The 11800-nt window shown below is 67.2% G+C and carries 11 protein-coding genes; 5 read left to right on the plus strand and 6 right to left on the minus strand.

Going from position 1 to position 11800, the window contains the following annotated elements:
- Window positions 1-167: 167 nt before the first annotated feature.
- Window positions 168-1082, minus strand: coding sequence for a shikimate dehydrogenase (locus ACFU5V_RS34330; protein WP_378704743.1), 915 nt, complete (start codon window positions 1080-1082; stop codon window positions 168-170).
- A 109-nt stretch (window positions 1083-1191) separates the two neighbouring features.
- Between ACFU5V_RS34330 and ACFU5V_RS34335 the strand changes: the two genes are divergently transcribed.
- Entirely contained in the window at window positions 1192-1869 is a 678-nt protein-coding gene (locus ACFU5V_RS34335) for a TetR family transcriptional regulator (RefSeq protein ID WP_378442177.1), read from the plus strand.
- A gap of 122 nt (window positions 1870-1991) precedes the next feature.
- Window positions 1992-3392: an MFS transporter gene (locus ACFU5V_RS34340; protein WP_378704746.1), complete on the plus strand. Its 1401-nt coding sequence runs from the start codon at window positions 1992-1994 to the stop codon at window positions 3390-3392.
- Window positions 3393-3452: 60 nt separating this feature from the next.
- Here the strand turns inward: ACFU5V_RS34340 and ACFU5V_RS34345 are convergent, their stop codons facing one another.
- The 5 genes from ACFU5V_RS34345 to ACFU5V_RS34365 all read right to left on the minus strand — a co-directional run bounded on the left by ACFU5V_RS34345 (window position 3453) and on the right by ACFU5V_RS34365 (window position 8796).
- On the minus strand, window positions 3453-4268 hold the full coding sequence (locus ACFU5V_RS34345; protein WP_378704748.1) for an ATP-binding cassette domain-containing protein: 816 nt from the start codon (window positions 4266-4268) through the stop codon (window positions 3453-3455).
- 5 nt (window positions 4269-4273) lie between these two features.
- Window positions 4274-5332, minus strand: coding sequence for an ABC transporter permease (locus ACFU5V_RS34350; RefSeq protein ID WP_378439542.1), 1059 nt, complete (start codon window positions 5330-5332; stop codon window positions 4274-4276).
- Window positions 5333-5478: 146 nt separating this feature from the next.
- Window positions 5479-6477 carry a substrate-binding domain-containing protein gene (locus ACFU5V_RS34355; protein WP_378439544.1) on the minus strand — a complete coding sequence of 333 codons (999 nt, stop codon included), beginning with the start codon at window positions 6475-6477 and terminating at the stop codon, window positions 5479-5481.
- A 188-nt stretch (window positions 6478-6665) separates the two neighbouring features.
- On the minus strand, window positions 6666-8027 hold the full coding sequence (locus ACFU5V_RS34360) for an MFS transporter (RefSeq protein WP_378704753.1): 1362 nt from the start codon (window positions 8025-8027) through the stop codon (window positions 6666-6668).
- 31 nt (window positions 8028-8058) lie between these two features.
- Window positions 8059-8796, minus strand: coding sequence for a GntR family transcriptional regulator (locus ACFU5V_RS34365; RefSeq protein WP_206010677.1), 738 nt, complete (start codon window positions 8794-8796; stop codon window positions 8059-8061).
- Window positions 8797-8999: 203 nt separating this feature from the next.
- On the opposite strand from ACFU5V_RS34365, the gene iolC reads away from it, so the two are divergent.
- Genes iolC through iolB form a run of 3 tightly spaced genes read left to right on the plus strand, consistent with a single transcriptional unit; the run spans window position 9000 to window position 11799 of the window.
- A complete protein-coding gene (gene iolC / locus ACFU5V_RS34370) occupies window positions 9000-9989 on the plus strand; it encodes a 5-dehydro-2-deoxygluconokinase (RefSeq protein WP_378439547.1) in 990 nt (329 codons plus the stop codon).
- Window positions 9982-10881, plus strand: coding sequence for an aldolase (locus ACFU5V_RS34375; RefSeq protein WP_378439549.1), 900 nt, complete (start codon window positions 9982-9984; stop codon window positions 10879-10881). Before iolC ends, ACFU5V_RS34375 begins: the two co-directional genes overlap by 8 nt.
- Before the next feature lie 21 nt (window positions 10882-10902).
- Window positions 10903-11799: a 5-deoxy-glucuronate isomerase gene (gene iolB / locus ACFU5V_RS34380; RefSeq protein ID WP_124391179.1), complete on the plus strand. Its 897-nt coding sequence runs from the start codon at window positions 10903-10905 to the stop codon at window positions 11797-11799.
- Window position 11800 lies beyond the last annotated feature (1 nt).

The following is an 11800-nucleotide window of genomic DNA, read 5'->3' on the forward strand; positions in this document are numbered from 1 at the left end:
ATCCCGAACGGTTCCGGGCCAGACCGGTAGCACCAGCCCTTCCCGGACCGACGGGAATCAACACCAACGTGTCTCAGACAGGTTGACAACTTCCGTTTCGCGCCTTAAAAGTGGTGCGGACGCAGAAATGGGGTGCGGCTTGCAGAGAGAGCGGGGCGCGAGGGCTCTTACGCGCCCGCGAGCGCGGCGGCGTCCTCCGCTTCCAGCATCAGACCCATGTGCTCACGCATCCGCTGGGCGTCCGGTTCGAGGCCGGTGAAGATCCGGAAGGAGTCGACGGCCTGACCGATCGTCATGCCGATTCCGCTCAGCGTCCGGGCGCCGATCTCGCGGGCGCGGCGGAGGAGTTCGGTCTCGGCCGGACGGTAGACGACATCCGCGACCCACAGGTCGGGGCGCAGCAGTGCGGCGTCGAGTGCGATGCCGGGGTGGGCCGCCATGCCGATCGGCGTCGCATGGATGAGACCCTGGGCCGCACCGACCGCGGCGGGCACGGCAGAGAGGTCACCGGCAGCGATTTCCCGGTCCGGGAACAGTTCGGCGAGCGAGTCGCGCAGAGCCGTCGAGCGCGTGGCGTCGGCGTCGATGATCGTGAAATGCCCGACGCCCCGGGTGAGGGCGGCGTACGCGACCGCCGCCCCGGCCCCGCCCGCCCCGAGTTGCACGACGCGGTTCATGGGCGCACCCTCGAGGCCCTCGTCCATGTTGCGCGCGAATCCGGACCAATCGGTGTTGTGGCCGATCAGGCGCCCGCCGTCGATGTGGACCGTGTTGACCGCACCGAGTTTGCGGGCGTCGTCGGACAGGTCGTCCAGCAGCGGAATGATCGCCTGCTTGCAGGGGTGCGTGATGTTGAGCCCGTTGAATCCGAGGAGCTTGGCGGCGTCGAGGAGCCGCGGCAATCCCTCGACGCCCATGCCCAGCGTGTCGAGGTCGAGGATCCGGTAGACGTACCCGAGACCCTGCGCGCGACCCTCTGCCTCGTGCAGCGGCGGGGTCAGCGATTTCGAGATCCCGGTGCCGATCAGACCGCACAGGTAGGACGGGCGGGCGGTGGGGGCATCGAGGTCACGAGAGGTCATGGCGATCACTTCCGGGAGAGGGCGAGAACTAATTAACTATCTAGTGAGTTATGTCACGGTAGCATACCTCCATACCGCGCGGAAGACAGCACAGGCAGGAGTTCCAGGAATGACACGAAGCGAGACCACGGGCGCCACCCCCGGGAAGCAGGCGGCCAAGCGCACGCGCAATCCCGAGAAGACGCGGGAGAACATCCTGCGGGTGGCGATGACGGAGTTCGCCGACAAGGGCCTGACCGGGGCCCGCATCGACGAGATCGCGGCGAAGACCGCCACCACGAAACGGATGCTCTACTACTACTTCGGCGACAAGGACGGCCTGTACCGGGCCGTCCTGCAGCGCGCCTACGAGGAGATTCGCTACGAGGAGTCCCAACTCGACGTCGACCACCTCGAGCCGGCCGAGGCCATCCGGGCGCTCGCCGAGCTGACGTTCGACCATCACGAGGCACACCCCGATTTCATCCGCCTCGTCGCGATCGAGAACACCAATCGCGGCGTCAACCTCGTCCAGGCCGAGGGCCTCCCCGAGACGCAGGCGCCGGCGATCCGCACGCTCGATCGGATCCTCCAGCGAGGGCAGGACGCGGGCATCTTCCGCACCGACACGACGGCGCTCGACATCCACATGCTCATCAGCTCGTATTGCGTCTTCCGGGTGGCGAATCGGTACACGTTCAAGGCCCTGTTCGACTGGGATCTCACCGGCGCGGAGAACCGTCCCCACCTGCGCGCGATGATCGGCGACGTCGTCCTGGCCTACCTGCAGCAGCCGGGAAAGGTTTGAACTAACCATTTCGACCATTATTGACTCGAGCCTGTGACCTGGGTTACCTTGCTTGTACGACCTCCGAACACCTGCTCATTCGAGCCGCCAGTGTTCACATTCCTCGCTCCCCAGGAGTATCGATGACCATCGACTACGGCACCGGCGCCTCCGGTCGGAACGGTGACGGCACAGGCCGCTCCTCCGTCGACCCCAACGCTGATCCCACCAACGCGAAGAAGGCCGCGAAGGCAGCCTTCTTCGGCAGCCTGCTCGAGTACTACGACTTCTACATCTTCGCCTCGGCTGCCGCGCTGGTGTTCCCGCACGTGTTCTTCGAGGGCTCGAAGAACCCGCTGCTGCTGTCGCTGGCGACGTTCGGCATCTCCTACATCGCGCGTCCCGTCGGCGCCGTGTTCGTCGGGCACTTCGGCGACCGGGCCGGGCGCAAGAAGGTGATGATGTTCTGTCTGGTGCTGATGGGCGTCGTCACGTTCCTGATCGGCTGCCTGCCGTCCTCCGAGACCGCCGGGATGGTCGGCCCGGTGCTGCTGGTGCTGCTGCGCATCTGCCAGGGCATCTCCGCGGCGGGCGAGCAGTCGGGTGCGGGTTCCCTCACCCTCGAGCACTCCCCCGCTCACCGTCGCGGCTTCTTCTGCAGCTGGACGCTCACCGGCACTCAGGCCGGCTTCATCGTCGCGAGCCTCGCGTTCATCCCCGTCGCCGCACTCCCCGACGAGACCCTCTACAGCTGGGGCTGGCGCGTCCCGTTCTGGTGCAGCCTGCTCGTCCTCGTCGTCGCCTACATCGTGCGTCGCAAGCTCGAAGAGCCCGAGATCTTCATCGCCAACAAGGAGGCCCTGGACGAGGCGCCCGCCCCGCTGCCCGTCGTCGACCTCTTCCGCACGCACTGGCGCGACGTTCTGCGCGTCGTCTTCTGCGCCTTCATCGCCGTCGTCAGCACCGTGTTCTCCGTGTTCGGCCTCGCCTATGCCACCACGCCGGAGATCGGCATGAGCCGCACCACCATGCTGTGGGTCGCGATCGCCGCCAACGCGGTGGCCCTCGTCTCGCAGCCGCTGTTCGGCATCCTGTCCGACCGGATCGGCCGCAAGCCGGTCTTCGTCGGCGGCGCGATCGGTTCGGCCGCCGGAATCTTCGTGTACTTCGCCGCGATCGGCACCGGCAACGTCGCGATGATCTTCCTGGCGGGCATCCTGCTGATGGGTGGCGTCTACGCCGGGACCAACGCCATCTGGCCCGCGTTCTACGCCGAGATGTTCTCCTCGCGGGTTCGCTACTCCGGCATGGCGATCGGCACTCAGCTCGGTTTCGCTCTCGCCGGATTCGCACCGACCATCGCCCAGGCGCTCCGCGGCGGCGACCCCAAGAACTGGGTGCCGGTGGCGATCTTCACCGCCGTCTGCGCGCTCATCGCCGCGGCGTCCGCCTCCACCGCCAAAGAGAATTCCCGCACCCCGCTGCTCGACCTCGACAAGGAGGACGTCGCCCTCACGAAGACGAAAGCGAACGCGAAGGTCTGATCCACTCGGAAACGAACGATGCGCCCGGCACGTGTGCCGGGCGCATCGTCGTGTCGGTTCCTAGCGCCGGAGTTCGTGGGTGAGTGCTTCGAGTTCGTCGCCGCCGGCCATTTGCTGGGTGAGTTCTTCGAGGCTGATCTCGTCGAAGGTGCAGTCCAGTTTCTGCCGGCCGCGATTGAGGAGCACGAAGTGGTCGCCGACCATGTACGCGTGGTGCGGGTTGTGGGTGATGAACACCACCCCGAAGCCCTGTTCCTTGGCGGCGGAGATGTAGCGCAGCACCATCCCGGACTGTTTGACACCGAGGGCGGCGGTGGGCTCGTCGAGGATCAGGACGCGGGCGCCGAAGAAGATCGCCCGGGCGATCGCCACGCACTGGCGCTGACCGCCGGACAGCGAGCCGATGGGGGCGTCGACGTCGGGCAGCTCGATGCCCATCTTCGACAACTCCGACATCGTGGTGGCGCGCATACCGTTCGCGTCGAGGGACTTCAGCGGGCCCTTGCGCAGTTCCTGGCCGAGGAAGAAGTTGCGCCACACCGGCATCAGCGACACCACCGCCAAATCCTGGTAGACGGTGGCGATGCCCTTGGACAGGGCCTCCTTCGGGGAGTCGAACACGGTGGCCTCGCCGTCGACGAGCAGCTCGCCCTCGCTCTGCTGGTGCAGCCCGGCCATGATCTTGATCAGGGTGGACTTGCCGGCGCCGTTGTCGCCGAGCACACCGGTGACCTCCCCGGCTTTGACGCGCAGGTTGATGTCCTGCAGGGCAATGATGTTGCCGTACTGCTTGCCGACGTGTTTCAGCTCGATCAGCGGGATCTTGTCGCCCCCACCGGGTTCGGTATCGACGGGCATCTGTTCGATGGTACTCATACTGGTCACCTCTTGGCGGCGTAGTTGCGGAAGGCGTTGTTGGCGATGACCGCGAACAGCAGCATCGCGCCGAGGAAGAACTTGAACCAGTCCGGGTTCCAGCCGGCGTAGACGATGCCCTGGTTGGTCATGCCGAAGATGAACGCGCCGATCGCGGCGCCGATCGCGGTGCCGTAGCCGCCGGTGAGCAGGCAGCCGCCGATCACCGCGGCGATGATGTAGAGGAACTCGTTGCCGATGCCTTGGCCGGATTGGACGGTGTTGAACGAGAACAGCAGGTGCATGCCGACGAACCAGGCGGCGAACCCGACGGTCATGAACAACCCGATCTTGACCCTGGTGACCGGGACGCCGATGGCGCGGGCGGAGTCCTGGTTGCCGCCGACGGCGAAGATCCAGTTCCCGATCCGGGTCTTGAACAGCACCCAGGTGGCGATCGCGGTGAACAGCAGCCACCAGATCACGGTGATCCGCACCGATACCCCGGCGACGGTGAACGAGGACGCGAACACCTTCTTCGCCGAGTCGAAACCCTGCATGTCCGAGACGGAGGGGGTGGCGACCTGCCCGGTGATCAGTTTGGTGACCGCCAGGTTGATGCCGGTGAGCATCAGGAACGAGCTCAGGGTGATCAGGAAGCTGGGGATTTTCGTTTTCATCACCAGGTAGCCGTTGAAGAACCCGACCGCGAGCGAGACGATCAGGGCGAGGGCGGCGCCGGCCCACAGGTTCAGGTGCAGGTTGTAGGCGATCATCGACGCGGCCAGGGAGCTGGTGGTGACGGCGACGCCGGCGGAGAGGTCGAATTCGCCGCCGATCATCAGCAGTGCGACCGCGCAGGCCATGATCCCGATGGTGGAGGATGCGTAGAGGACGGTGGCCAGGGCCTCGGGGCTGCGGAACGGGGGTGCGACGACCATGAAGAAGACGAAGATGGCGATCGCACCGAACAGGGAACCGATCTCGGGGCGGACCAGCAGCCGTTGCAGGCGTTTTTGCTCCTTCACCCTCTCGTCGTGGACGACCTTGTGACTGGCAAGGTCCAGATCTTGCTGTGTGGACATGATTTCCTCTCCGCGCCGGTGGATCTCAGCGTTGTGCGGTGCCGGCCGGTCCTGCGACCGGGTCGATGGTGTCGGTGACGGTGTGTGCGAGAGATGGACCCACCGGGGTCCGGATCGTGTGTCCTGTCATGTGAATCGACCGCCGGTCAGCGGGTGCCGGCCTTGGCGTACTCGGCGACCTTGTCGATGTTGGTCTTGTCGATGAACGACGGCCCGGTCAGGGTGGGCCCGCCGCCGCCGATGACGTTGCCGTTGTTCAGGTAGAGCCACAGCGAGTCGATGGCCAGGTAGCCCTGCAGGTACGGCTGCTGGTCGATCGCCCACTGCACGCTGCCGTCGGAGATGGCGTCGACGAGGGCCGCGTTGGTGTCGAACGTGAAGACCTTGGCCGGGCTGCCCGCGTTACCGACGGACTGGACTGCGGTGAGGGCGATCGGGGCACCGAGCGCGAGCACGCCGTCGATGGACGGGTCCTGCTGGAGTTTGGCGGCGATCGTGGAGTTCACCGACGGCATGTCCTCGCCGTTGACGTTGAGCGTCTCGAACGTGCCGCGGAACGTCTGCTTGGCGCCGGCGCAACGGGATTCGAGCTGAATCTGGCCCTGCTGCTGGATGACGCAGATGACGTGCTTGGCGCCGTCGTCGTTCAGCCGGTTGCCCGCGGCCTGGCCGGCGATGGTCTCGTCCTGCCCGAAGTACTGGGTGACGCCCATGTCCTTCCACGCGCCGTATCCGGCGTTGAACGCGGAAATCGGGATACCGGCGTCCTGCGCACTCTTGACGGCGGGCGCCATCGCTTCGGGGGTGGCGAGGGTGAGTGCGAGACCGTCGACCTTGGAGTCGATCGCCGTCTGCACGAGGTTGGCCTGGTTGGGGGCCTGAGGATCGGAGGAGTACTTCAGTTCGACGTTGTCCTTGTCGGCGGCGTCCTGCGCACCGGTGCGGATCAGGTCCCAGAACGTGTCGCCCGGCGCCGCGTGGGTGACCATCGCGATCGTGATGCGCGGGGTGTCGGCGCTGCCCGCGCCGATCCCGGAGCCGCTGCTGTCCGGCTTGCCGCCGGTGCTCGAGCACGCCGCGAGGCTCATCACCAGGGCACTCGCGCAGGCCAGCACTGCCACGCGACGCCGATTGGGGAAGTTCATCTGTTTTTCCTCTCGGGGGGACGAACGGCTCGTTGACGTCTTGGCCGTGTGCCTTAGATGTAATACGCGTCACACCCGAAAGTCAATAGTTTGTCTGGACATTAGGACCACATATCAAATGGCCGGGCGCACGGGTCACCGCTGTCGGCCCGGAGATCGAGCGGAAATGCCGAGAGATGTGGGCGCGCTCAGCGCGTGACCGATGCCCCGGCGTCGCGCGGCAGGCGCAGCGTGTCGACGACCGTGCCGAGCATCAGCACGCCCAAAAGGACGAAGGTCCAGGAATATTCGGATCCGAACCCGTGCTCGGACGACGTCGCCAACGGCGTGAACGCGGTGAGCGCGAGAGCCGCGAGCGCGATCCCGAGGCCGGCTGCCAGTTCCTGCACCGCGGCGTTGAGAGTGTTCGCGTGCGTGAGGTCGGCGCGGTCGACGTCGGAGAACGCGAGACTGTTGTACGCGGTGAATCCGACCGAACGCAGGGCTCCGCTCACGAACAGGACCGCGGCGATGACGGGCATCGGGGTCGCCGAACTCAGTGCGGCGAGCATCCCGAAGCAGCCCACCGACAGCAGCGCGTTGACCAGCAGGATTGGCCTGATGCCGAAGCGCCGCATCAGCGGCGTCGTGCAGGGTTTGATCGCGATGTTGCCTGCGAACAGCGCGGCCACGAGCAGACCCGCGAGAAACGGCGTCCAGCCGAAGCCGAGCTGGAACTGCAGTGGCAGCAGGAAGGGCACGGCCGTCACGATCAGGCGGTAGAGCGAACCTCCGGTGACGGTGGTCCGCAGCGTCCGGACGCGCAGCACGCGGACGTCGACGAGTGGGTGCGGAGTCCGGACGAGATGGACCGCGGACGCGAACAGCAGGAGGACCGCGACCACTCCTCCGACCGCGACCCGCCGCCAGTCCGTGCCGGTCACACGGATGCTTTCCAGGGCGATCAGCGCCGCCGCGATCCCCGTTCCGACCCCGAGCAGGCCCCGCCAGTCCAGCTTCCTCGCCGACCGCGAGCCGGCCCCGTGAACCAGCTTGAGCGACAGCAGGATTCCGAGGACGCCGATGGGGATGTTGATGACGAAGATCCACCGCCACGAGCCCACCGTGGCGATCGCGCCGCCGAGCAGGGGCGCGATGACGGGCGCGGCGAGCGCGGGCCAGGTGAGCAGGGCTATCGCGCGGACGAGATCGCTCTTCGTGCTCGACCGCAGCACCGCGAGCCGTCCGACCGGCACCATCATGGCGCCGCCGACTCCCTGCAGCACCCGCATCGCGACGAGCATCGGTAGGGACACGCTCGCGGCGCACCCGATGGACGCCAGGGTGAACACGGCGATGGCGGCCACGAATACCCGGCGGGTCCCGAACCGGTCGGCGACCCACCCGCTCGCGGGGATGAGGACTGCGACCGTGACGAGGTAGGCGGAGATCGCGATGTTGACGTCGACGGGGTCGACGGCGAACGAGTCGGCGATCAGCGGGACCGCGGGGGCGATGATGGTGGCGTCGAGGATCTCCATGAAGAGGGCGCCCGCCACCAGCAGGGCCATTCCCCGGGGGAACGACGTCGCGCGCCCCGTCCTAACGATCGACAACGGTGGTGTCGAAGTAGTACCGGGACGCCCGGTAGCAGTGGCTGCCGAACTCGACGGCGCTTCCCGAGTCGTCGAACGCGGTCCGGTTCATCGTGAGCAGCGGCGCCCCGGTCTTCTCGTCGAGGAGTGACGCCTCCGCCTTGCTCGCCGCTTTCGCGCCGATGCGTTGCCGGGCGAGGCGAATGTGCACGCCGCGGGCGCGGAGCGCGTGGTAGAGACCGTGCGCCTCGAGTTCCTCGGGGTCCGGCGCGAGATCCACGGGGATGTGGTTGGTCATCAGTGCGAGCGGTTCGCCGTTGGTGCTGCGGAGGCGCCGGATGGACGCGACCTCGCTGCCGGGTTGCAGGTTGAGTTCGGCGGCCACGTCCTCGGCAGGCACGGCGACCTGGTAGTCGAGGAGTTTGGTGGTCGGGCTCTGCCCCGCGCGGGCGAGGTCGTCGAAGAGGCTGGTGAGCTCGACCGGCCGGTGCACGGCGCTTTGCACGACCTGCGTGCCGACGCCGCGTTTGCGAACGAGCAGTCCCTTGTCGACGAGTTCCTGGATGGCGCGGCGAGTGGTCGGGCGCGACAGGTTCAGTCGTTTGGCGAGCGCCAGTTCGTTCTCGAAGCGGTCGCCGGGCGCGAGTTCCCCGCCGATGATCGCGTTCTCGATCGTCTGCGCGAGCTGGAAATACAGCGGAACCGGGCTCGATCTGTCGAGCTCGACTGCGAGTGGTGCACCCACGGACAACTCCGATCCTCGTGCGCGTGGCGACGTCCGCCGCCGCCGATCTTTCCGGCAGTGTATGCGAACACTAACACCAGATTGACTTCAAGTAATAATGTCAGGACAAAGTCTTGACAGGAGCCGGTGATGGGGAGCACAGTTTCAACCAGACCTCGGCGCCCTGCGCAGACCACCCACAACGACCTATTCGGGAGTCAGCCTTGACCACCAACCAGACGCAACCCAACCGGAACGGATTGGACGTCCTCGCCATCGGGCGCTGCGGTGTGGACATCTACCCATTGCAGACCGGCGTCGGACTCGAGCACGTCGAGACGTTCGGCAAGTTCCTCGGCGGAAGCGCCGCCAACGTCGCCGTCGCCGCCGCCCGCCTCGGCTGCCGCAGCGCGCTCATCTCGGGCGTCGGCAACGATCCGTTCGGACGCTACGTCCGCACCGCACTCACCGATCTCGGTGTCGACAACCGGTACGTCGGCATCGACACCGACCACCCGACCCCCGTCACGTTCTGCGAGATCTTCCCGCCGGACGACTTCCCGCTGTACTTCTACCGCAAGCCGGTCGCCCCGGACCTGCAGGTGAAGCCCGCAGACCTCGACCTCGACGCGGTCCGTGACGCGAAGCTGTACTGGTCGACCGTCACCGGACTGTCCGAAGAGCCCAGCCGCAGTGCGCATTTCGCCGCTTGGGAGGCTCGCGGACGCCGCAGCCACACCGTCCTCGATCTCGACTACCGCCCGATGTTCTGGTCCTCCCCCGCCGAGGCCACCGCGCAGGTGCAGCGTGCTCTCCAGCACGTCACCGTCGCGGTCGGCAACCGCGAGGAGTGCGAGATCGCGGTCGGCGAGACCAACGCGCACAAGGCCGCCGATGCGCTGCTCGACCTCGGCGTCGAACTGGCCATCGTCAAGCAGGGCCCCAAGGGAGTGCTCGGCAAGACCCGTACGCAGTCCATCACCGTGCCGCCCAACGAGGTCGACGTCGTCAACGGCCTGGGCGCCGGCGACAGCTTCGGCGGGTCGCTGTGCCACGGCCTGCTCGCCGGGTGGCCGCTCGAGAAGATCCTGCGCTACGCCAACGCCGCGGGGGCGATCGTCGCTTCCCGGCTCGAATGCTCCACCGCGATGCCGACGGCCGACGAGGTCCGTGAGCTCGCCGAATCCACCGCTTCGGAGGCTGTCAATGTCTGAAACTCTCGCTCACCGCGCAGTCTGCGCGTCCTACGCCGACGTCACCGAGGTACGCGCCAGTGATCCGGCCGCCATCGACCGTGCCTGGGCGACCCGCATCGCCCGGCCGACGGTGCGCGGCAACGGCCGGCTCATGATCGTCGCCGCCGACCACCCCGCCCGCGGCGCGCTGGCGGTCGGCGACCGCCCGACCGCGATGAACAGTCGCACCGACCTGCTCGACCGCCTCCGCACCGCGCTGCGCAATCCCGGCGTGGACGGCGTGCTCGCCACCGCCGACATCCTCGACGATCTGGTGCTGCTCGGCGCACTCGACGACAAGGTGGTCATCTCGTCGATGAACCGCGGCGGCCTGGCAGGCGCCAGCTTCGAACTCGACGACCGGATGACCGGCTACAGCGCGGCAGGCACCGCGAAGGCCGGCATGAACGGCGGAAAGATGCTGTGCCGCATCGATCTCGACGATCCGGGCACCCTCTCCACCCTCACCGCCTGCGCGGAGGCCGTCGATTCGCTGGCCGCGGCCGGGCTGATGGCGATGGTGGAACCGTTCCTGTCGCGGCGTGTCGACGGCAAGGTCAAGAACGACCTCAGCGCCGACGCCGTGATCAAGTCCATCCACATCAGCCAGGGCCTGGGCTCCACGTCCGCCTACACCTGGATGAAGCTTCCGGTGGTCGACGAGATGGAACGCGTCATGGACGCGACGACGCTTCCCACGCTGCTGCTCGGCGGAGACCCGCAGACGGCCCCCGAGGAGACGTTCGCGAGCTGGGCGAAGGCCCTCGCACTGCCGTCGGTCCGCGGCCTGATCGTCGGACGCACCCTGCTGTACCCGCGGGACGAGGACGTCGCCGCCGCGGTCGACACCGCCGTATCCCTCGTTCACTGACGCACGCCGGAGAGGCCCACGATGAACAGCAAGTACTACGTTCCGGTCGGTTCCGCGGCCACCGGGCCGTTCGACCTGGAGGTGACCCCCGAGTCGGCGGGCTGGACGGAATCGAGCCTCCGGGTGCTCACCCTGGCACCCGGCGGGTCGGCCGAACTCACCACCGGCGACGACGAGATCATCGTCGTGCCGCTGGCCGGGTCGGCGTCGGTGTCGAGTGAGGGCACCGAGTTCGCGCTCACCGGGCGCCGGTCCGTGTTCGACGGGCCGAGCGACTTCGCCTATGTGGGACGGGACTCCGCCTACGCGGTGGCGAGCGCGACCGGTGGTCGTTTCGCACTGTGCGGCGCCCGCGCCCGGCAGAAGTTCCCGTTCCGGTACGTTCCGGCCGCGGACGTGTCCGTCGAACTGCGCGGCGCGGGCAACTGCAGCCGGCAGGTGCACAACTTCGGCACCGCCGACCGGTTCGAGGCCGACTCGATCATCGCGTGCGAGGTCATCACTCCCGGTGGCAACTGGTCGTCGTACCCGAGCCACAAGCATGACGAGAACAGCGACGTCGAATCCCAGCTCGAGGAGATCTACTACTTCGAGATCGCCGAAGCAGGCGACACCGCAGTGGATTTCGGCGGCACCGGATTCGGCTACCATCGTGTGTACGGCACTCCCGAGCGGCCCATCGAGGTGCTCGAGGAAGTGCGATCCGGCGACGTGGTCCTCGTCCCGCACGGCTACCACGGACCGTCGATCGCCGCCCCCGGACATCACATGTACTACCTGAACGTGATGGCCGGGCCGGGTGAAGAACGTTCCTGGAACATCTGCGACGACCCGGCACACACCTGGCTGCGCGGCAGCTGGGAACACCAGACCGTCGATCCCCGCCTCCCCCTCCACGCACCGTCCGAAGGAGCATGAC

It is taken from the genome of Rhodococcus sp. NPDC057529 (genome assembly GCF_042802055.1).
GTDB lineage: Bacteria > Actinomycetota > Actinomycetes > Mycobacteriales > Mycobacteriaceae > Rhodococcus_F.